Origin of the sequence: Aquariibacter albus (assembly GCF_014145335.1) — a bacterium.
Lineage (GTDB): Bacteria > Pseudomonadota > Gammaproteobacteria > Burkholderiales > Burkholderiaceae_C > Aquariibacter > Aquariibacter albus.
Map to the genome: position 1 here is coordinate 70,187 of NZ_JACIVI010000007.1, position 21,635 is coordinate 91,821.

A 21,635-nucleotide genomic window follows, 5' to 3' on the forward strand; every position below is an offset into this window, starting at 1 on the left:
CGACGCTGGCGGACCGGCGGAGCCGGATCCGCGGCGTCTGCTGGAGGGGGTGTCGAGGGCCCGGAGGGCCCCGACACCGGGCCTGCGATTGACCTTGTGAGTCCTGCGATGGTGGATGCCACCCTGAATCTTCAAACCCTGAGCAGCGCGGCGGCCCATGCGGCGGTGGCGGCGGCGGTGGCGCATGCGCGCACGCTGGGCGTGGCGGTCAATGTGGCGGTGGTCGATGCCGGGGGCCAGCTGCTGGCCTTCCTGCGCATGGACGGCGCCTTCCTGCAGTCCATCGACATCGCCATCGACAAGGCCTACACGGCCCTGGGCTTCGGCTTTCCGACCGAGGCCTGGGCCGGCCTCTTCGCCACCGACCCCCTGCTGCAGACCGGCCTGGGCGTGCGGCCGCGCCTGGTCGTGCTGGGCGGCGGCGTGCCGGCCTATGCGGGCGCGGCGCGGGTCGGCGCGATCGGCGTGTCCGGCGCCTCGGCCGCGCAGGACGCAGCCTGCGCCCGCGCCGCCCTGGCCGCCCTCGGCCTGCAGGACGCCGCGGCGTCCTGAACCCCGTTTCCCATTCTTCCCACCCGGATCCGAGATGACCGAGTTCCTCAACTTCATCGATGGCGCCTTCGTGCCCAGCGAGCGCCGCTTCGACAAGCGCACGCCGACCAGCCATGCCGTGATCGGCACCGTCCACGAGGCCAGCGCCGCCCAGGTCGACGCGGCCGTGCGTGCGGCCCGCGCCGCGCTCGACGGCCCCTGGGGCCGCATGCCGGTGGCCAAGCGCGTGGAGCTGCTGCATGCGGTGGCCGACGAGATCAACCGCCGCTTCGACGACTTCCTGGCCGCCGAGCTGGCCGACACCGGCAAGCCGCGCAGCCTGGCCTCGCACATCGACATCCCGCGCGGTGCGGCCAACTTCAAGGTCTTCGCGGACATCATCAAGAACGTCCCGACCGAGAGCTTCGAGATGACCACGCCCGACGGCGGCAGCGCGGTCAACTACGCGGTCCGCTCGCCGGTCGGCGTGGTGGCGGTGGTCTGCCCCTGGAACCTGCCGCTGCTGCTGATGACCTGGAAGGTCGGCCCGGCCCTGGCCTGCGGCAACACCGTCATCGTCAAGCCCTCGGAGGAGACGCCCGCCACCGCCACCCTGCTGGGCGAGGTCATGAACGCGGTCGGCATTCCGCCGGGCGTCTACAACGTGGTGCACGGCTTCGGGCCGCAGTCCGCCGGCGAGTTCCTGACCCGCCACCCGGACATCGACGCGATCACCTTCACCGGCGAGACCCGCACCGGCGAGGCCATCATGGCCGCGGCGGCCCAGGGCGTGCGGCCGGTCAGCTTCGAGCTGGGCGGCAAGAACGCCGGCATCGTCTTCGCCGACGCCGACTTCGACAAGGCCGTGGCCGGCATCACCCGCAGCGCCTTCGAGAACTGCGGCCAGGTCTGCCTGGGCACCGAGCGCGTCTACGTGCAGCGACCGATCTTCGAGAAGTTCGTCGCCGCGCTGAAGGCCAAGGCCGAGGCCCTGAAGATCGGCCCGCCGAACGAGCCCGGCGTCGGCCTGGGCCCGCTGATCTCGGCCGAGCACCGGCAGAAGGTGCTGTCCTACTACCGCCGCGCGGTGGAAGAGGGCGCCACCGTGGTGACGGGCGGCGGCGTGCCCGACATGCCCGCGGCGCTGGCCGAGGGCCACTGGGTGCAGCCCACGATCTGGACCGGCCTGCCCGAGAGCGCCTCGGTGATCCGCGAGGAGATCTTCGGCCCCTGCGTGCACCTGGCGCCCTTCGACACCGAGGAGGAGGTCATCGCCCTGGCCAACGCCACCCGCTACGGCCTGGCGACCACCGTCTGGACCGAGAACCTCGGCCGCGCCCACCGCATGGCCCGCGCGGTCAAGGTCGGCATCTGCTGGATCAACAGCTGGTTCCTGCGCGACCTGCGCACCGCCTTCGGCGGCTCTGGCGCCTCCGGCATCGGCCGCGAGGGCGGCGTGCACTCGCTGGAGTTCTACACCGAGCTGCGCAACGTCTGCATCAAGCTCTGAGCCCGGGACACCCCATGGACGACACCCTCATCCCCCAGCTCGGCGACGAGCTCTACCGCGCGCTGCGCGAGCGCCGCGTGATCGAGCCCATCACCGACCGCCATCCCGGCATCACCATCGAGCAGGCCTACCGCGTGCAGGGTCGCATGATCGAGCGCCGCCTGCAGGACGGCGAGCGCCTGGTCGGCAAGAAGATCGGCGTGACCTCGCGCGCGGTGATGAACATGCTCGGCGTCTACCAGCCCGACTTCGGGATGATGCTGGACGCCATGATCGTCAGCGACGGCGACTCCATCGCCATGGACACGCTGATCCAGCCCAAGGCCGAGGGCGAGATCGCCTTCGTCCTCAAGCGCGACCTGATGGGCCCCGGCATCGGCAATGCCGACGTGCTGGCCGCCACCGAGTGCGTGATGCCCTGCTTCGAGATCGTCGACTCGCGCATCCGCGACTGGAAGATCCGCATCCAGGACACCGTGGCGGACAACGCCTCCTGCGGCGTCTTCGTGCTGGGCGACCGCGCGCTCGACCCCAAGAAGATCGACCTCTCCACCTGCGGCATGGTGCTGGAGAAGAACGGTGAGGTCGTGGTCACCGGCGCCGGGGCCGCGGCCCTGGGCTCGCCGGTCAATGCCATCGCCTGGCTGGCCAACACCCTGGGCCGCCTGGGCATCCCGCTGAAGGCGGGCGAGGTCGTGCTCTCGGGCGCGCTGGGTGCCATGGTGCCGGCGCGCGCCGGCGACAGCTTCCGCGTCAGCATCGGCGGCCTGGGCGGCTGCGCGGTGCGCTTCCACTGAGCGGGGGCGGTCCATGGATCTGCAACTGCAGGGCCGGCGCGCGCTGGTCACCGGGGCCACCGCGGGCATCGGCTTCGCCATCGCCCGGGCGCTGGCCGCCGAGGGCGTGGAGGTGCTGATCAACGGCCGCAGCCGCGAGCGCGTGGACGCCGCCATCCAGGGCCTGCGCAGCGAGCTGCCGGCAGCCCAGCTGCGCCCGGCGGTGGCCGACCTGTCGGACGCGGCCGGCGTGGCCGGCCTGCTCGGAGTCCACCCCGAGGTGGACCTGCTGGTCAACAACCTCGGCATCTTCGAGCCGCTGCCCTTCGAGCAGATCGCCGATGCCGACTGGCAGCGCTTCTTCGACATCAACGTGATGAGCGGCGTGCGCCTGTCGCGCCACCACCTGCCGCGCATGAAGGCGCGCGGCTGGGGCCGCATCGTCTTCATCAGCAGCGAGTCCGGCCTGTGCCCTCCGGCCGAGATGCTGCATTACGGCCTGAGCAAGACCGCGCAGCTGGCCCTGTCGCGCGGCCTGGCCGAGACCACGGTCGGCAGCGGCGTGACCGTCAATGCCGTGCTGCCGGGCCCCACCCGCACCGAGGGCGTCGGCGGCTTCCTGGCCAAGCTGGCCCGCGAGCAGGGCCTGTCGGTGGCCGAGGCCGAGCAGCGCTTCTTCGCCGAGGCGCGGCCCAGCTCGCTGATCAAGCGTTTCATCGAACCGCGCGAGGTGGCCAGCCTGGTCGCCTACCTGTGCAGCCCGCTGGCCGCTGCCACGAACGGCGCCGCGCTGCGGGCCGACGGCGGCGTCGTCCGCACCCTCGCCTGAAGACCCCCAGGAGACCCCATGAGCAAGAAGATCAAGTGCGCCCTGATCGGGCCGGGCAACATCGGCACCGACCTGCTGGCCAAGCTGCAGCGCAGCCCGGTGCTGGAGCCGGTGTGGATGGTCGGCATCGACCCCGAGTCCGACGGCCTCAAGCGCGCCCGCGAGCTGGGCCTGAAGACCACCGCCGAGGGCGTGGACGGCCTGCTGCCGCACATGCGCGCCGACGGGGTGCAGATCGTCTTCGACGCGACCAGTGCCTACGTGCACGCCGAGAACTCGCGCAAGGTCAATGCCGAGGGCGCGCTGATGATCGACCTGACGCCCGCGGCCATCGGCCCCTACTGCGTGCCGCCGGTCAACCTGAAGGCGCATGTCGGCTCGGGCGAGATGAACGTCAACATGGTCACCTGCGGCGGCCAGGCCACCATCCCCATGGTCGCGGCCATCAGCCGCGTGCAGCCGGTGGCCTATGGCGAGATCGTCGCCACCGCCTCCAGCCGCTCGGTGGGCCCGGGCACGCGCAAGAACATCGACGAGTTCACCCGCACCACGGCGGGCGCGATCGAGAAGGTCGGCGGCGCCAGGCAGGGCAAGGCCATCATCGTGATCAACCCGGCCGAGCCGCCGCTGATCATGCGCGACACCGTGCACTGCCTGGTGGACGAGGCCGCGGGTCCGCCGCAGCGCGAGGCCATCACCGCCTCCGTGCGGCAGATGCTGGCCGAGGTGCAGAAGTACGTGCCCGGCTACCGCCTGGTCAACGGCCCGGTCTTCGACGGCCAGCGCGTCTCGATCTTCCTGGAGGTCGAGGGCCTGGGCGACTACCTGCCCAAGTACGCCGGCAACCTCGACATCATGACCGCCGCCGCCGCGCGCACCGCCGAGATGTTCGCCGAGGAGATGCTGGCCGGCACGCTCAAGCTCGAGCCCGTCACCGCCTGATCCTTCCGTCCCCATCCCAGGTCTTCCCGGGCAGGGAAGGCCGATCCAGGAGCACCCCATGAACCTCAAGGGCAAGTCCATCACCGTCCACGACATGACGCTGCGGGACGGCATGCACCCCAAGCGCCACCAGATGAGCCTCGCGCAGATGCAGGACATCGCCTGCGGCCTCGACGAGGCCGGCGTGCCGCTGATCGAGGTCACCCACGGCGACGGCCTGGGCGGCAGCTCGGTCAACTACGGCTTCCCCGCGCACAGCGACGAGGCCTACCTCTCCACCGTGATCCCGAAGATGAAGCAGGCCAAGGTCTCGGCCCTGCTGCTGCCGGGCATCGGCACCGTCGACCACCTGAAGATGGCCAAGTCGCTGGGCGTGCACACCCTCCGCGTGGCCACCCACTGCACCGAGGCCGATGTCTCCGAGCAGCACATCAGCGCCGCGCGCCAACTGGAGATGGACACCGTCGGCTTCCTGATGATGGCCCACCGCGCCGAGCCCGAGCGCCTGGTGCAGGAGGCGCTGAAGATGGAGCGCTACGGCGCCAACTGCATCTACGTCACCGACTCGGCCGGCTACATGCTGCCCGAGGACGTGCGCGTGCGCCTGGACGCCGTGCGCCAGGCGCTCAAGCCCGAGACCGAGCTGGGCTTCCACGGCCACCACAACCTGGCCATGGGCATCGCCAACTCGCTGGCCGCGGTGGAGGCGGGTGCCAACCGCATCGACGCCGCCGCCGCCGGCCTGGGCGCCGGCGCGGGCAACACGCCGATGGAGGTCTTCATCGCCGTCTGCGACCGCATGGGCATCCGGACCGGCGTGGACGTGTTCAAGATCCAGGACGTGGCTGAGGACCGGGTGGTGCCCATCATGGACCACCTCATCCGCATCGACCGCGACTCCCTGACCCTGGGCTACGCGGGCGTCTATTCCAGCTTCCTGCTCTTCGCCAAGCGCGCCGAGGCCAAGTACGGCGTGCCGGCCCGCGACCTGCTGGTCGAGCTGGGCCGCCGCGGCATGGTCGGCGGCCAGGAGGACATGATCGAGGACACCGCCATCACCATGGCGCGCGAGCGGGCCGAAGCCGCGATGAAGGCTGCCGCATGAAGCTCGATGCCGCCACCCTCGACGGGCTTGCCGCCCACCTCGACGCCTGCCAGCTCGAAGCCCGCGACACGCTCAAGATCACCGACGAGCATCCGGGCATGGACTGGGAGGATGCCTACGCCATCCAGGACCGCATCCTGGCCCGCAAGCAGGCGCGCGGCCTGCGGCTCGTCGGCCTGAAGGCCGGGCTCACCTCCTTCGCCAAGATGAAGCAGATGGGCGTGGCCGAGCCGGTCTTCGGCTTCATGAGCGACGACTACCTCCTGCCCGACGGCGGCGAGTGCCGCACCGCCGAGCTCATCCATCCCAAGGTGGAGCCGGAGATCGCCTTCGTCACCCGGGCCGAGCTGCGCGGCCCGGGCTGCCATGTCGGCGCGGTGCTGGCCGCCACCGACTTCGTGCTGCCCGGCATCGAGGTCATCGACAGCCGCTACCGCGACTTCAAGTTCGACCTCAAGAGCGTGATCGCCGACAACACCTCGGCCGCGCGCTTCGTGGTCGGCGGCCAGGCCCGGCCCGCGGACGAGCTGGACCTGCGCACCCTCGGCATCGTGCTGGAGAAGAACGGCCAGGCCGTGGCCTTCGGCGCCGGGGCGGCGGTGCTCGGCCATCCGGCCGCGGCGGTGGCGGCCCTGGCCAACCACCTGGGCCGGCGCGGGCAGAGCATCCCGGCCGGCACCCTCATCCTGTCCGGCGGCATCACCGAGGCGGTGGCCGTCGAGGCCGGCGACCACGTCACCCTGCGCGTGCAGGGCCTGGGCTCGACCAGCCTGCGTTTCGTCTGAACCCGGAGCCCACCATGCCCTTTGCCCAGATCTACCTCATCGAAGGCCGCACGACCGAGCAGAAGCGCGCGGTGATCGAGAAGGTCACCCAGGCCCTGCAGGAGGCCGTGGGCGCGCCCAAGGAGAACGTGCGCGTGTGGATCACCGAAGTGCCCAAGGAGAACTGGGGCATCGCCGGGGTCAGTGTCAAGGACCTCGGCCGTTAGGCCGGCGCCCCGGGCCATACCGCAGCGGTATCGGCCCCGGACGGGGGAGGTATTGGACGCCACCCCCGGCTGTTTCCACACTGGCGGCACGTCCTGCCCGGGGCGGTGTCGGCGGGCTCCCGGCCCGTCGCACGGTCCCGGGCTCGGTCGCTGAGCCTCCGCCGCAACGGCCGCTTCCCGCGGCCGTTGTCGCATCCGGCCGCCCCTGTGGGGCCGCCGGTACGGGCGAGGACTCGGACCTTCGCGATTGAGCATTTGGTGAAGTCGCACCGCAGCAAATGCTCATCTGCTCATGCGGGAGTTCCCGGGTTCGTTCAGGTGCTGTTCGGCCCGGCTTTGTGAATCAAGCACTTGGCGCGATTGGCACATCGATTGCGCCGCAAAGAGGACAAGGCGAGCCGCGAACGGAGCGCTTGATGAATTGAAGAAGAGAGCACGCGAGGAGGTGAGTCGCCTCCTCGACGACCCAGTCGGCTGAAGCAGCCGCTTCGAGGACCGGCCCTGCGGCCGGGTGTGACGAGGATGACGATGAACATGCATGCCGGGCCCCGCGGGGCCCACATGGCGGTGGCGGCCCTGCTGGGTGCCGTGCTGCTGCTGGGGGGCTGCGCCCCCGCCCCGGACATGAGGCCGGTCCAGGCCGAGCGCAGCAAGCCGGTCCAGCGTTTCGACAGCTTCCAGTCGGCGGCCAGCAACGGCCGCTGGATCGTCGCGGGGGCAGCTGGTGGCGTGATCGTCGCGTCCGCCGATGCCGGGGCCAGCTGGACGCGGCATGTGCTGCCGCAGCCCTCGTCCATCGTCGCCATGACGGCCTGCCCGGACGGCAGCTTCGCCGCGCTGGACTTCTACAAGAAGGTCTGGGTGGCCGATGCCGAGGTCGCGGCCTGGACGCCCCGCCCGCTGCCGAGCCCGAGCGATGTGCTGGCCCTGAGCTGCGACCCCGCCAACCGCCTGTGGGTGGCCGGCGCGCACACCACGCTCATGGTCAGTGCCGACCGTGGCGCGAACTGGCAGCGCCAGGACCTGGGCGAGGACGCCATCCTGACCAGCGTGCAGTTCATCGACGAGCGGCACGCCGTGGCCACGGGCGAGTTCGGCACGGTGCTGCGCAGCCGCGATGCCGGCGCCAGCTGGCAGAAGGCTGCGCCCATGCCCGGCGAGTTCTATCCCTACGCCACCCTCTTCATCGATGGCCAGACCGGCTGGGCCAGCGGCCTGGCCGGGGTGATCCTGGCCACCACCGACGGGGGCAACACCTGGGCTCCGCAGGACAACCCGAGCGGCGTGCCGATCTACGCGCTGCTGAAGCTGGGCGACCGCGTCTATGGCGTGGGCGCCGGCGGTCGCATGGTCACCCAGCGCGGCGGGCAGTGGCAGCGCTTCGAGCCGGGCGCCCATGCGGTCAGCCAGCCGGTCGCCGGGGCCGCGCTTGACGCGCGCTCGCTCTTCGTGGCCGGGGCCGGCGGCGCGCTGGCCGTCATCAAGCTGCCCGAGCCGCTGACCCTGGCGGCTTCGCTGCCGCGCCAAGCCGACTGAGGGCCCGACCATGAAGCAACTGAGCAAGCGCCTGCTGGCCGGCCTGATCCGGGCCGAGGAATGGATCTTCGCCAACCCGAAGATCGTGCTGGGCCTGATCCTGGCGATGACCCTGGTCTTCGCAACCCGCCTGCCGGGCCTGCGGATCTACACCGACTTCAGCGACCTGCTGCCGCAGAACCATCCCTACATCCAGACCTACAACCGCATCAAGCAGAACTTCGGCGGCGCCAACCTGGTGGTGATGGCCATCGAGGTCAAGGAGGGCACGGTCTTCGAGCCCGGGACCCTGGACCTGATCCACCGCGCCACCCAGGGCATCGACAACCTGCCCAGCGTGAACCACAACCTGGTCAGCAGCCTGACGCACCGCACGGCGCGGCACGTCTACCTGACCGCCGAAGGCAGCTTCGCCTCCGAGCCCTACTACGACCCGCAGCGGCCGCCGGCCGATGCCGAGGCCCTGGCCCAGCTGCAGCAGAAGGTGCGTGCGAACCCGCAGGTCTACGGCCTGCTGGTGTCGCCCGATCTGAAGGCGGCGCTGATCAAGGCCCAGCTCAACGAGGGCGACATCGACTACCCGGCCACCTTCGCCGCGCTGCAGAAGGTGCGGGCCGAGCTGGAAGGCCCGGGCCACACCGTGCACGTCACCGGCAACCCGGTGCTGACCGGCTGGGTCTACACCTACCTGAACCAGATCGTCGCCATCCTGGCCTGGACGCTGGCCCTGCTGGCCACGCTGCTGATCGTCTACTTCCGGCGCTTCTACGGCGTCGCGCTGCCGCTGCTGGGCATCGCGCTGTCCTCGATCTGGGGCCTGGGCTTCATGGCCTGGCTGGGCTTCAACCTGGAGCCGCTGTCCATGCCGATTCCCTTCCTCATCGCCGCCCGGGCGATGTCGCATGGCGTGCAGCTGGTCGCGCGCTATTACGAGGAGCTGGATCTCACGCACAGCGGCCCCCAGGCGGCACGCAATGCACTGGAGGCCCTGTTCCGCCCCGGCTCCCTGGCCATCGTGGTGGATGCGGTAGGCATCGGCGTGATGATCCTGGGCGCGGCGCCCTTCAACTGGAAGCTGGGCATCTCGGCCGGCTTCTGGGCCTTCTCGGTGATCTTCACCGTGCACTTCATGGTGCCCCTGGCCCTCACCGTGCTGAAGGCGCCGAAGCAGACCCAGAACAAGAACGAGGGCATCCGCCGGGCCCTGGGCGCGGCCATGGCCCGCACCGGCGGCACCGAGCGCGGGGCCGCTGTGATCCTGGTCCTGTCGGGCCTGCTGATGATCGGTGGCACCCAGCTGGCCGCGGGCGTGAAGACCGGCGAGAGCGAGCCCGGCTCGCCCATCCTGCACCGCGATCACGACTACAACCGCTCCACCGCGGCCATCAACCAGCTCTTCCCCGGCTCGGAGGAACTGCACATCGTCTTCCGCACGGAAGGGAAGGGCGGCATCAAGCGGCCCGAGGTGCTGCGCGCGATCGAGGCCTTCCAGGCCGAGATGCTGGCCGACCCCAACCTGGGCGGCGCCAAGGCCCTGCCGACGGTGGTGCGCGTGGTCAACCGCCTCACGCACAACGACGACCCCCGCTGGGCCCAGATCCCGGACAACGCCGACGAGATCGGCGGCCTGATGTTCACCTACCTCGCGTCCAGCCCCATCCCGGGCGCGCTCAAGGAGTTCGTCAACCCCGACGAGAACGAGGCCAACCTGGTCTTCTATTACAAGGACCAGCAGGCCGACACGATCAACCGCGCTCTGGCCCTGGCCGAGGCCGCGGCGGCCAAGATCACCGCCCAGGTGCCGGGCCTGGCCATCGAGCCGGGGGGCGGGATCATCGGCGTGAGCGCCGCCGCCAACGAGGCCCTGCACAGCGACCACCTGCTGCTGGTGCCCCTGGTCATCGTGCTGGCCTTCGTGCTGGTCACGGCCTACTACCAGTCCCTGCACGCCGGCTGGCTGATGGTGCTGCCCATGCTCTTCGCCACCGTGCTGAGCTATGCCTACATGGGCTGGCAGGGCATCAGCATCAGCGTGAACACGGTGCCCGTGATCATGATCGGCGTGGGCGTGGGCATCGACTACGCGGTCTATTTCATGGACCGCATCCGCGAGGAGATGCCGCATGTGCGTGACGTGCGCCAGGCCGCCATCAACGCGGTCAGCACCACCGGCTATGCAGTCAGCTTCACGGCGCTGACGCTGACCGCCGGGGTCATCCTCTGGGTCTTCCTCAGCGACCTGCGCTTCCAGTCGGATGCCGCCGCGCTGCTGTCCTTCATGCTGGTCGTCAACGCCATCGCCGCGATCCTGATCGTGCCGGCCTGGTGTGTCGTCTTCAAGCCGCGCTTCGTGGTCGAGGACCACGGCGCCCCCGCGAGTCCGGCAGCGACGGCGACCGCCGCGCTGCCCCAGGGCGCCGCCGGCGCCGCCTGAAGAGCGGGCCGCGAGGCCCTCACAACAACACGTTCAGCCTTGAACGGAGCGAGGAGACAGAAGATGCGGAGAAACAGTCCCGGACGATGGTGTCCGCTGGTGCAGTCCCTGCTGCTGGCCGGCCTGGCCGGTGCCGCGCAGGCCCAGGTCGAGAGCGTGCCGGCCCCGCTGGCCAGCCAGGCTGCGCCCCTGCCGCCGGTCGACGACCCGTGGAAGGTTGACATTTACTACGAGAACGACACCCGCTACCGCGGCCAGGACGCGACCGGCAGCACGGTGGGGCTCTCCAAGTTCCGCAACACCCTGCAGGTCGAGGCCGACAAGAAGCTCGCCGACGGCTGGGCCTTCCGCAGCATCCTGCGCGGCAGCTTCGACGGCGTCTACCGCCTCAACAGCGACCAGTTCGGCCGCAAGGCCGGCGGCCCCATCACGCTCGACTCCACCGGCGGTCCGCCGCCGCTGCCCCACGGCGGCGGCGCGGTCAACAAGGCCGTGGTCGACGGCCTGGGCCTGACCAACAACGCCTTCGGCTTCAACAGCAGCAACCCCAACGCGCCGGGCTACAACCCCAACGAGGGCCTGCGCGTGCTGGGCGACCGCTGGCACGGCCGCGACGGCGGCGTGGCCTTCGCGGTGCCGGTGCGCCCCTGCGACACCGACAAGCGCGGCTGCGACGACTTCGGCGGCTACGGCGACCAGGACCGCAGCGACCTGGAGCTGCCCGAGTTCAACGAGCGCCTGGACGTGCTGCGCGAGGCCTTCGTCACCAAGACCTTCCCGCTGGCCGACGGCAAGCAGATGTTCCTGAAGGTCGGCAAGCAGCAGGTGGTCTGGGGCCGCACCGACCTGTTCCGCGTGCTCGACGTGATCAACCCCGTCGACTACTCGCGCAACAACATCTACGACGAGCTGCAGGACATCCGCATCCCCATGTGGATCGCCCAGGCCGAGTACCGCATGGGCCCCAGCGAGACCATGCAGGACCGCAACCTGCAGGTGGTCTGGAACTTCGACAAGTTCCGCGCCAACAACCTGGGCCAGTGCGGCTCCAGCAACGTCATCCTGGACGCCGGCTGCTTCTTCCGCGGCATGCGCAACCTGTGGGACAACGGCGGCACGGTGGCCAACTTCGCCAATGTCCAGCCGGGTGTTCTGCTGGCCACCGACTTCGGCCCCGGCCAGATCGGCCTGCGCAAGGTCCACCTGCCCGAGTGGAACCTGAAGAACACCCAGCTCGGCGTGAAGTACGAGGGCGTGTCGCAGGAGGGCCTGTCCTTCTCGCTGAACGCGCTGACCTACCGCTCGCAACTGCCCTCGCTGCGCGGCGGCAAGGGCGCGCAGAACAGCTTCACCGGCGTCACCCAGACCGATGCCCAGGGCGGCTGGCCCTACCTGATCGCCTTCGACATGCACTTCCCGCGGGTGCACCTGATCGGCGGCTCGATGGACTTCGAGTGGGAGGCGGCCAAGGCGGCCGTCCGCGTCGAGGCGGCCCTGACCCATGGCGAGGAGTTCGCCAACACGCTCAAGCCCGAGCTGTACTCCAAGAACCGCGTCTTCCGCTCGGTGATCGGCTTCGACCGGCCGACCTTCATCCCCTGGATCAACCCCAACCGCACCACGCTGATCTCGGCGCAGCTCTTCTACCAGCACATCTTCGACCACGAGGTGAAGCAGATGGCCTTCGGCCGGGCCGGCATGCCCGACTGGCAGGACAACGTGATCGGCACCCTGCTGATCAAGGCCTTCCTCGCCAACGACCGCGTCAGCCCGCAGCTGATCACCGCCTACGACGTGCGTGCCAAGGCCCTGGTCACGGCGCCGCAGGTCGACTGGCTGATCAGCGACAAGCTGAAGATCAGCGTCGGCGGCAACTTCAAGTGGCGTGACGGCGACGACCGCTGGAAGTTCGACGACTGCCGCAGCTGCAACCCCTTCCCGCCCTTCACCGCGCCCATCGGCGACGCCAACCCCATGACCCCGGGCTCGCGCGGCCTGGGCGGCCTGGAGCCGCTGGGCCGCTTCCGTGCCGGCCCCATCGGCACGGCCTGGAAGGAGAACGAGGTCTTCGTGACCATGCGCTACCAGTTCTGAGCCTGCGCCCACCCCACCGGTCCGCAGCCCGGCCCCGCGGCCGGGCCCGGACCGGGCCCGAACGATTGAACGAGGAGACCCCCACCATGCCCATCCGTCCCCAAGGCCTGGCCTTCGCGCTGGCCCTCGCGCTGAGCGCCGGCGTCGCCACGGCGGCCAGCGAAGCCGATGTCGAAGCCAGCTTCGACCCCTACAAGGCCGGCTTCCCCAGCTTCCCCGGCCTGAGCGTCGGCACCGTCATCAACAAGGCCAATGCCGAGCAGTTCAAGGACGTGCTCGATGCCGGCATGCTGATGATGATCAAGAACGGCTGGACCGAGATCAAGGTCGGCCCGACCACCCAGTTCCGCCTGAACCAGTTCTACGTCGACGCCACCAAGAAGGGCCTGAACAAGGCCAAGCTGGGCGCCAAGAACGGTGAGCTGACGGGCTACGAGGCCGGCCGGCCCTTCCCCGAGGAGCCCAAGCTGGACGACCCGCGGGCCGGCGAGAAGATCGCCTGGAACTACAAGTACGGCATCAACTGGGGCGACAACGCCGCCATCGACCCCTTCTACTGGCGCTACCGCAACATGGCCACCGGCCAGGTCGAGCGGACCATCAAGTTCGACTTCCACTTCCTGAACTTCAAGCACCGCGTGCAGCACGCCCCGGTGCCCGAGGTGACGCCCAACCCCTCGGAGCTCTTCCGCGGCATCTACGTGCGCGTGCAGGAGCCGCAGGATCTGAAGAACACCCAGCTGCTGATCCAGCGCTACGAGGACGACCTGAAGTTCGACGACGCCTACCTCTACCTGGGCTTCCAGCGCCGCGTGCGGCGCCTGGCCACCGGGCAGCAGACCGACTCCTTCCTGGGCTCGGACCTGATGATCGAGGACTTCGAGGGCTACAACGGTCGGATCTCCGACATGAAGTGGACCTTCAAGGGCACGCGCAACATCCTGATGCCCTACTACAACCACAACGAGCTGCAGCTGACCGACGAGTTCAAGGAAGCCGACGGCTACAAGTTCGTGGACTACGGCGGCCAGGGCGGCTGCTTCCCCAACATCACCTGGCAGCTGCGCAAGGTCTTCGTGCTGGAGGCCGAGCCGGTCAACCCGGCGCACCCGGTCAGCAAGCGCGTCTTCCACATCGATGCGCAGGTCTACAACATCAACCGCACGCTGATCTACGACCGGAAGGGCGAGCTGTGGAAGAGCTTCACCATCGGCAAGTCGCATCCGGACTACCACCACCCGATCAACAAGGGCTCGGGCATCGCCATCGATGACTCGGGTTCGATGATTGACGTGCAGAGCAAGCACTGCACGACGGTGCAGTTCAAGGGCCAGGTCGATCCCAAGCAGAACCCGCCCAGCCTCTTCCAGGTGCAGAACCTGCGCGGCGGCAACTGATCCTTCTCCGTGTGTGCCGGTCCGGCGGCGGCCCGGCGGACCTTGCGGCGGGCCGGGGGGGGGCCACAAGCCTCCCCGGCCCGCCTCTTTTCTGGAGCGTTTCCCATGAACAGCAGCAACCCCGAACTGGGCCGCCGCGTGCAGGCCGGCGGCATCGCCACCAACGTCCATGAGCGCGGCAGCGGCGAGCCGGTCTTCCTCATCCACGGCTCCGGTCCCGGCGTGACGGCCTGGGCCAACTGGCGCCTGAGCCTGCCGGTGCTGGCCGAGCGCTTCCGCGTCATCGCGCCCGACATGGTGGGCTTCGGCGAGACCGAGCGCCCGGCCGGCCAGCGCTACGACATGGCTGCCTGGGTCGACCACGCCCTGGGCGTGATGGATGCCCTGGACATCGAGCGCACGAACCTGGTGGGCAATTCCTTCGGCGGCGCCCTGGCCCTGGCCCTGGCCATCCGTGCGCCGCAGCGCGTCAAGCGCCTGGCGCTGATGGGCAGCGTCGGCGTGCCCTTCCCGATCACGCCGGGGCTGGATGCGGTCTGGGGCTACCAGCCCTCGATCGAGACCATGCGCGGCCTGCTGGATGTCTTCGCCTTCGACCGTGGTCTGGTCAACGACGAGCTGGCCCGGCTGCGCTACGAGGCCAGCATCCAGCCCGGCCGGCAGGAGGCCTTTGCGCAGATGTTCCCCGCGCCGCGCCAGCGCTGGGTGGATGCGATGTGCAGCGCCGAGGCCGACATCCGCGCCTTGCCGCACGAAACCCTGATCGTCCACGGCCGCGAGGACCGCGTGATCCCGCTCGCCACCAGCCAGCGCCTGCTGGAGCTGATCCCGCGGGCCGAACTGCATGTCTTCGGCCGCTGCGGCCACTGGACACAGATCGAGCATGCGCGACGCTTCAACGAGCTGCTGCTGAACTTCTTCGGCCAGCCCTGAGTCCGCCCGCGGCCCCGATACCGCGGCGGTATCGGGCGCCGCCCGGCAAAGGTATTGGACGCTGCGGAGACCCGCTTCCTAAACTGAATTGCATCGATTCATCTGGGAAGAGGGCGCGGCGTGCAGCAGGTTCAGCATTTCATCGGCGGCAGCTTCCAGCCCGCCTTCAACGGCGCCCGCTTCGAGAAGCGCTCGCCGCTGGACCGGACGCTGATCGCCCAGATCGCCGAGGGCGGGGCCGCCGAGATCGACGCCGCCGTGCGGGCCGCGCGCGCTGCCCTGCACGGTGACTGGGCCCGTCTCGGCACCGACAAGCGCTGCGCCATGCTGCATGCGGTGGCCGACGAGATCACCCGCCGCTTCGACGACTTCGTGCAGGCCGAGGAGGCCGACACCGGCCAGCCGCACCATGTGATCGCGCACGCCTTCGTGCCGCGCGGCGCGGCCAACTTCAAGGTCTTCGCCGACGTGGTGAAGAACGTGCCAGCCGAGTCCTTCCAGCTCGACACGCCCGATGGCCGCGGTGCCCTGAACTACGCGCTGCGCAAGCCCAAGGGCGTGATCGGCGTGATCTGCCCGTGGAATGCGCCGCTGCTGCTGATGACCTGGAAGGTCGGCCCGGCCCTGGCCTGCGGCAACACCGTCATCGTCAAGCCATCGGAGGAGACCCCGCTCTCGGCCGCGCTGCTGGGCGAGGTGATGAACACCGTCGGCGTGCCGGCCGGGGTCTACAACGTCGTGCATGGCTTCGGCCCGGGCTCGGCCGGTGAGGCCCTGACCCGCCACGAGGGGGTGAACGCGATCACCTTCACCGGCGAGACGCGCACCGGCACGGCGATCATGCAGGCGGCGGCCGGCGGCATCCGCGATGTGAGCTTCGAGCTGGGCGGCAAGAACGCCGGCCTCGTCTTTGCCGATGCGGACTTCGAGGCCGCGGTCGACGGCATCTTCCGCTCGGCCTTCATGAACACTGGCCAGGTCTGCCTGGGCACCGAGCGGGTGTATGTGGAGCGGCCGATCTTCGAGCGCTTCGTCGCCGCGCTGAAGGCGCGCTGCGAGGCGGTGGTCTACGGCCGGCCGCAGGACCCCGGCGCCAACTACGGCCCGCTGATCAGCGAGGAGCATCGCCGCAAGGTGCTGAGCTACTACGCGGCGGCGGTGGCCGAGGGCGCCACCGTGGTGACCGGCGGCGGCGTGCCGTCCATGCCCGGTGCGCTGGCCGAGGGGTCCTGGGTGCAGCCGACCATCTGGACCGGCCTGCCGGAGAGCGCCCGCGTCGTGCAGGAGGAAATCTTCGGCCCCTGCTGCCACATCCGCCCCTTCGACACCGAGGACGAGGTGCTGGCCCTGGCCAATGCCAACCGCTACGGCCTGGCCACCACGATCTGGACCCGCGACCTGGCCCGCGCGCACCGCGTGGCCGGCGCCATCGAGGTGGGCGTGGCCTGGGTCAACAGCTGGTTCCTGCGCGACCTGCGTACGCCCTTCGGCGGCAGCAAGCAATCCGGCATCGGCCGCGAGGGCGGCGTGCATTCGCTGGAGTTCTACACCGAGCTGCGCAATGTCTGCGTGAAGCTATGAGTGAGGGTCCAGGGCTCGGGATGCGCGGCGTGGCCGCATGGGCCCAGGCCGGCCTGCTTCGGCGGGACGGTCGGCCCGGTGGGCCAACTGCCCTGCGATGCTCGGCTTCATGGCGGCGTCGCGGAACTCGCTGCGCGCCCCTTGGGCGCTCCGCTCGGACAGCCGCGACGGATCGGAAGCCGATGCGCGCTGTGCGCGCCGCCATGAAGCCTGCGCATCTCGGCGTCCCGCAGGCGCAGACCGGCCTGTGCCCATGCGGCCACGCATCCCGGTCGGCGCTGGGTCTCGGCCCCTGCCGCGTCGCGCCCACCGAGGCACCAAGCACACCCATCCGCGCTGCGCTGTCCCATCGTCCAACCCGCATGCCATGAGCCCCCAAGACCTCCAGCGCCACGGCGCCGCCCTGCATGCCGCCCTGCGCGGGCGCCACACCCTTGCGCCGCTGCGCGAGCAATGCCCCGGCATCACGCTGGAGGAGGCCTACCGCATCCAGGAGCACATGGTCGCGCTGCGCGTGGCCGAGGGCGAGCGCATCGTCGGCAAGAAGATCGGCGTGACCAGCAAGCCGGTGCAGGACTTCCTCGGCGTCTACCAGCCCGACTTCGGCCAGCTCACCTCCGGCATGGTGCGCAGCGAGGCCGAGGGCGTGGACCTGAACGCGCTGATCCAGCCCAAGGCCGAGGCCGAGCTCGCCTTCGTGCTGGAGCGCGACCTGGTGGGCCCCGACCTCACCGCCACCGACGTGATCCGCGCCACCGCCTATGTCTCGCCCTGCTTCGAGATCGTCGACTCGCGCATCCGCGACTGGACGATCAAGATCGAGGACACCGTGGCCGACAACGCCTCCTGCGGCGTCTTCCTGCTCGGCGAAGCCAAGGCCGATCCGCGCGACCTGGACCTGGCCCTGGCGGGCATGGTGCTGGAGAAGAACGGCGAGCTCTTCTCCACCAGCGTCGGCGCAGCGGTGCAGGGCTCGCCCGTCAACGCCGTGGTCTGGCTGGCCAACACCCTGGGTGCGCTGGGCCTGCCCTTCCGGGCCGGCGAGGTGATTCTTTCCGGCTCGCAGTCCGCCCTGGTGCCGGTGCGGGACGGCGACACCCTGGTCTGCACCGTCGGCGGTCTGGGCCGCTGCACGGCGCGCTTTCACGGACGGAGCGCCGTCGCATCATGATCACCCTCAAGGACCCCGAGATCGAGGCCCTGGCCGAGCGCGTCGACGCCGCGCAGAGCGGCGCCCGCGCCATCCCCAAGCTGACGGACGACTTCCCGGCCATGACCCTGGCCGATGGCTATGCGGTGCAGCTTGCGCTGCGGCGCCGCCTGCTGGCGCGCGGCCAGCGCCAGGTGGGCTGGAAGGCCGGCCTCACCTCCCTGGCCAAGATGCGCCAGATGGGCGTGGACGTACCCTCCATCGGCTTCCTGATGGCCGGCATGGCGCGCCCCGACGGCGGCACCGTGGTGCATGCCGAGATGGTGCACCCGCGCGTCGAATGCGAGGTGGCCTTCGTCACCCGCGCCCCGCTGCGCGGCGCAGCGGTGAGCCGCGAGGAGGTGCTGGCCGCCACCGACTTCGTGCTGCCGGCCATCGAAATCATCGACTCGCGCTACGCCGGCTTCAAGTTCGACCTGCCCAGCGTGGTGGCCGACAACGGCTCCTCGGCGCGCTACGTGACCGGCGGCCGTCCGCGCCGTCCTCGGGAGCTGGACCTGTCCACCCTGGGCGTGCTGATGGAGAAGAACGGCGAGCCCGTCGGCATGGCGGCCAGTGCGGCGGTGCTGGGCCATCCGGCCGAGGCCGTGGCCCTGCTGGTCAAGGTGCTCGACGAGCTCGGCGAGCACCTGCCCGCGGGCAGCTTCGTCATGAGCGGCGGCATCACCGAGGCCGTGGCCGTGCAGCCCGGCGATCACGTGATGGCGCGCTTCCAGGCGCTGGGCGCCGTCAGCCTGCGCTTCGTCTGAAGGAGAGCCCATGCCCATCATCGAGATGCACCTGCTCACCGGCCGCACCGTCGCGCAGAAGCGCGGCGTGGCTGCGGCCATCACCGAGGCCGTGTGCGCCCAGCTCGGCGTGCAGCCGCAGCAGGTGCGCATCCTGATCACCGAACACGGCGGCGAGGACTTCTCCGTCGCCGGCCAGACCGCCGCGATGCGCGCCGAAGCCGCCGCGGCCACCCTGCCCACCAAGGATCCCGCATGAGCAGCACCCCCCCGCGCAAGATCAAGTGCGCGCTGATCGGCTCCGGCAACATCGGCACCGACCTCATCTACAAGATCCAGCGCAGCCCGGTGCTGGAGCCGGTCTGGATGGTCGGCATCGACCCGGCCTCCGAGGGCCTGGCCCGCGCCCGCGAACTCGGCCTGAAGACCACCGCCGAAGGCGTCGATGGCCTGCTGCCGCATGTGGCCGCGGACGGCATCCAGATCGCCTTCGACGCCACCAGCGCCTATGTGCATGCCGAGAATTCGCGCAAGCTCAATGCCCTGGGCGTGATGATGATCGACCTCACCCCGGCCGCCATCGGGCCGCTGTGCGTGCCGCCGGTCAATCTGCGCGAGCATGCGGCCCGGCTGGAGATGAACGTCAACATGATCTCCTGCGCCGGCCAGGCCACCATCCCGATGGTGCATGCCATCTCGCGGGTGCAGGCGGTGGACTATGCAGAGATCGTGGCCAGCCTGGCGTCCAAGTCCATCGGGCCGGGCACGCGCGCCAACCTGGATGAGTTCACCTACACCACGTCCAACGCGCTGGTGAAGGTGGGCGGCGCGAAGCAGGGCAAGGCCCTGGCCATCATCAACCCGGCCGAGCCGCCGATGATCATGCGCAACACCATCAACTGCCTCACGGCCGAGCCGCCGAAGCAGGCCGAGATCACCGAGTCGGTGCTGGCCATGATCGCCGAGGTGCAGAAGTACGTGCCGGGCTACGAGCTGGTCAACGGCCCGAGCTTCGACGGCCACCGCGTCAGCGTCTTCATGAAGGTCGCCGGTCTCGGCGACTACCTGCCCACCTACGCCGGCAACCTGGACATCATGACGGCGGCCGCCTGCCGCACGGCCGAGATGTTCGCCGAGGACATCCTCGCCGGCACCCTGAAGCTCGAAGCCGTGACGGAGACCGCCTGATGCCCAGCGCGCCCCAAGTTCAAGAACCCGATCTGCGCGGCCGCAAGGTCGTGCTGCACGACATGTGCCTGCGCGACGGCATGCACGCCAAGCGCGAGCAGATCCCCGTCGAGCAGATGGTCAAGGTGGCCTGCGCGCTGGACGCGGCCGGCGTGCCGCTGATCCAGGTCACGCACGGCGCCGGCCTGGGCGGCAACTCGTTGCAGCACGGCTTCGCGATGGCCAGCAACGAGGACTACCTCAGCGCGGTGGCGCCGCAGATGAAGCAGGCCAAGGTCTCGGTGCTGCTCATCCCCGGCCTGGGCACCATGCGCGAGCTGCAGAGCGCCTACGACTGCGGCGCCCGCGCCGTGACGGTGGCCACCCACTGCACCGAGGCGGACACCTCGCCGCAGCACATCGCCTACGCGCGCAAGCTGGGCATGGACACCATGGGCTTCCTGATGATGGCCCACCTCAACGACCCCGCCGGCATCGCCCGCCAGGGCAAGCTGATGGAGGACTACGGCGCGCAGACCGTCTACGTCACCGACTCCGCCGGCTACATGCTGCCGGCCGATGTGCGCGCCCGCGTCGGCGCGCTGCGCGCGGTGCTCAAGCCCGAGACCGAGATCGGCTTCCACGGCCACCACAACCTGGGCATGGGGATCGCGAACTCGATCGCCGCGATCGAGGAGGGCGCGAGCCGCATCGACGGCTCGGTCGCCGGCCTGGGCGCCGGTGCCGGCAACACGCCGCTGGAGGCCTTCCTCGCCGTCTGCGACCGCATGGGCATGGTCACCGGCGTCGACCTCTTCAAGCTGATGGACGTGGCCGAGGACGTGATCGTGCCGATGATGGACCACATGGTCCGCGTCGACCGCGAATCGCTGACGCTGGGCTACGCCGGCGTGTACTCGACCTTCCTGCTGCACGCCAAGCGCGCGGCGGCCCGCTTCGGCGTGTCGGCGCGCGAGATCCTCGTCGAGCTCGGCCGCCGCAAGATGATCGGCGGCCAGGAAGACATGATCGAGGACACCGCGATGAGCATGGCCAAGGAGCGTGGGCTGCTGAAGGACGTGGGCCGCAAGACGGCCTGAGGAGGAGACCCGATGTCAGTACAAGAAATCGCCGTCGTCGTCGGCGCCACCGGTGCGATGGGCGCCGTGATCAGCAAGCGCCTCGCCGCGACGGGCCTGAAGGTGCTGGCCGTCGCCCGCAAGGCCGACGCGCTGGACTCGCTGGTGGCGACCACGCCGAACGTCGTCGCCTGCACCGCCGACATCTCGAACGATTCTTCGATCGACGCGATCAAGGCGGCGCTCGACGCCCCCGTGCGCATGGTCGTCCACGGGCCGGGCGTGGCCACCGCCGGCGGCGTGCTGGTCGCGCCGACCGCGGCGGTGGTCGACGCGGTCAACATCAAGGTCGGCGGGATAATGCGGCTGGTGCGCGCGGTCGACGAGAAGCTGGTGCGCGGCTCGCGGCTGGTGGCGATCGGCGGGCACTACGGCTCCGAGCCCAACCCCTGGGCTGCGACCGCCGGCGTCGGCAACGCGGCGCTGACCAACCTGATGCGCCAGTACTCCTGGGCCTACGGTCCGCGCGGCATCACGGCCCATGTGGTGCAGCCCGGCCCGGCCGACACCGAGCGCTTGCGCCGCATCGCCACCGATCGTGCGGCGCGCGCCGGCATCACGGTGGAGGCGGCGCTCGACGAGTACCGCGCCGAATCGGCTCTGGGTGCGCTGACCACGCCGGAGCAGGTGGCCTGGGCCATCGCGCTGCTGCTCGCGCCCGAGGCCGACGCGCTGGCCGGCAGCACCCTCTTCATGGACGCCGGCCGCCGCAAGGGCATGGCCTGACAGCCC

The 21,635-nt window shown here is 70.2% G+C and carries 20 protein-coding genes; all 20 read left to right on the forward strand.

Annotated elements, in window-relative coordinates:
- The first annotated feature begins 108 nt into the window (after positions 1-108).
- The 20 genes from H4F90_RS14605 to H4F90_RS14700 all read left to right on the forward strand — a co-directional run bounded on the left by H4F90_RS14605 (position 109) and on the right by H4F90_RS14700 (position 21,629).
- Positions 109-552 carry a GlcG/HbpS family heme-binding protein gene (locus H4F90_RS14605; RefSeq protein ID WP_182665897.1) on the forward strand — a complete coding sequence of 148 codons (444 nt, stop codon included), beginning with the start codon at positions 109-111 and terminating at the stop codon, positions 550-552.
- Positions 553-586: 34 nt separating this feature from the next.
- A complete protein-coding gene (locus tag H4F90_RS14610; protein WP_182665899.1) occupies positions 587-2,041 on the forward strand; it encodes a 2-hydroxymuconic semialdehyde dehydrogenase in 1,455 nt (484 codons plus the stop codon).
- A 14-nt stretch (positions 2,042-2,055) separates the two neighbouring features.
- Positions 2,056-2,838: a 2-oxopent-4-enoate hydratase gene (dmpE, locus tag H4F90_RS14615; RefSeq protein ID WP_182665901.1), complete on the forward strand. Its 783-nt coding sequence runs from the start codon at positions 2,056-2,058 to the stop codon at positions 2,836-2,838.
- 13 nt (positions 2,839-2,851) lie between these two features.
- Positions 2,852-3,646: an SDR family NAD(P)-dependent oxidoreductase gene (locus H4F90_RS14620; RefSeq protein ID WP_182665903.1), complete on the forward strand. Its 795-nt coding sequence runs from the start codon at positions 2,852-2,854 to the stop codon at positions 3,644-3,646.
- Positions 3,647-3,664: 18 nt separating this feature from the next.
- The gene (locus tag H4F90_RS14625) at positions 3,665-4,588 is read left to right on the forward strand and encodes an acetaldehyde dehydrogenase (acetylating) (protein ID WP_182665905.1); all 924 of its coding nucleotides are present in this window, start codon (positions 3,665-3,667) and stop codon (positions 4,586-4,588) included.
- A 58-nt stretch (positions 4,589-4,646) separates the two neighbouring features.
- Entirely contained in the window at positions 4,647-5,693 is a 1,047-nt protein-coding gene (dmpG, locus tag H4F90_RS14630) for a 4-hydroxy-2-oxovalerate aldolase (protein ID WP_182665907.1), read from the forward strand.
- Positions 5,690-6,478: a 2-oxo-3-hexenedioate decarboxylase gene (gene dmpH, locus H4F90_RS14635; protein WP_182665909.1), complete on the forward strand. Its 789-nt coding sequence runs from the start codon at positions 5,690-5,692 to the stop codon at positions 6,476-6,478. Before dmpG (H4F90_RS14630) ends, dmpH (H4F90_RS14635) begins: the two co-directional genes overlap by 4 nt.
- Before the next feature lie 14 nt (positions 6,479-6,492).
- Complete coding sequence (locus H4F90_RS14640; RefSeq protein ID WP_182665910.1) at positions 6,493-6,684, forward strand: 2-hydroxymuconate tautomerase; 192 nt, start codon at positions 6,493-6,495, stop codon at positions 6,682-6,684.
- 528 nt (positions 6,685-7,212) lie between these two features.
- Entirely contained in the window at positions 7,213-8,220 is a 1,008-nt protein-coding gene (locus H4F90_RS14645) for a WD40/YVTN/BNR-like repeat-containing protein (RefSeq protein WP_235972229.1), read from the forward strand.
- 10 nt (positions 8,221-8,230) lie between these two features.
- Complete coding sequence (locus tag H4F90_RS14650) at positions 8,231-10,654, forward strand: efflux RND transporter permease subunit (RefSeq protein ID WP_182665912.1); 2,424 nt, start codon at positions 8,231-8,233, stop codon at positions 10,652-10,654.
- Positions 10,655-10,753: 99 nt separating this feature from the next.
- Positions 10,754-12,748 (forward strand): DUF1302 family protein, encoded by a 1,995-nt coding sequence (locus H4F90_RS14655; protein WP_328700949.1) that lies wholly within the window; start codon positions 10,754-10,756, stop codon positions 12,746-12,748.
- A gap of 86 nt (positions 12,749-12,834) precedes the next feature.
- Entirely contained in the window at positions 12,835-14,145 is a 1,311-nt protein-coding gene (locus tag H4F90_RS14660; RefSeq protein WP_182665916.1) for a DUF1329 domain-containing protein, read from the forward strand.
- A 105-nt stretch (positions 14,146-14,250) separates the two neighbouring features.
- Complete coding sequence (locus H4F90_RS14665; protein WP_182665918.1) at positions 14,251-15,078, forward strand: alpha/beta fold hydrolase; 828 nt, start codon at positions 14,251-14,253, stop codon at positions 15,076-15,078.
- 120 nt (positions 15,079-15,198) lie between these two features.
- Positions 15,199-16,659 carry a 2-hydroxymuconic semialdehyde dehydrogenase gene (locus tag H4F90_RS14670; RefSeq protein ID WP_182665920.1) on the forward strand — a complete coding sequence of 487 codons (1,461 nt, stop codon included), beginning with the start codon at positions 15,199-15,201 and terminating at the stop codon, positions 16,657-16,659.
- Between the two features lie 367 nt (positions 16,660-17,026).
- Complete coding sequence (locus H4F90_RS14675; protein WP_182665922.1) at positions 17,027-17,830, forward strand: fumarylacetoacetate hydrolase family protein; 804 nt, start codon at positions 17,027-17,029, stop codon at positions 17,828-17,830.
- Positions 17,830-18,618, forward strand: a complete 789-nt coding sequence (dmpH, locus tag H4F90_RS14680) for a 2-oxo-3-hexenedioate decarboxylase (protein ID WP_407926195.1) — start codon at positions 17,830-17,832, stop codon at positions 18,616-18,618. Before H4F90_RS14675 ends, dmpH (H4F90_RS14680) begins: the two co-directional genes overlap by 1 nt.
- Positions 18,619-18,628: 10 nt before the next feature.
- Positions 18,629-18,856, forward strand: coding sequence for a tautomerase family protein (locus tag H4F90_RS14685; protein ID WP_182665926.1), 228 nt, complete (start codon positions 18,629-18,631; stop codon positions 18,854-18,856).
- Entirely contained in the window at positions 18,853-19,785 is a 933-nt protein-coding gene (locus H4F90_RS14690; RefSeq protein WP_182665928.1) for an acetaldehyde dehydrogenase (acetylating), read from the forward strand. Before H4F90_RS14685 ends, H4F90_RS14690 begins: the two co-directional genes overlap by 4 nt.
- A complete protein-coding gene (gene dmpG, locus H4F90_RS14695; protein WP_182665929.1) occupies positions 19,785-20,864 on the forward strand; it encodes a 4-hydroxy-2-oxovalerate aldolase in 1,080 nt (359 codons plus the stop codon). Before H4F90_RS14690 ends, dmpG (H4F90_RS14695) begins: the two co-directional genes overlap by 1 nt.
- A gap of 12 nt (positions 20,865-20,876) precedes the next feature.
- Positions 20,877-21,629, forward strand: coding sequence for an SDR family oxidoreductase (locus H4F90_RS14700; protein WP_182665931.1), 753 nt, complete (start codon positions 20,877-20,879; stop codon positions 21,627-21,629).
- The last annotated feature ends 6 nt before the right edge of the window (positions 21,630-21,635 follow it).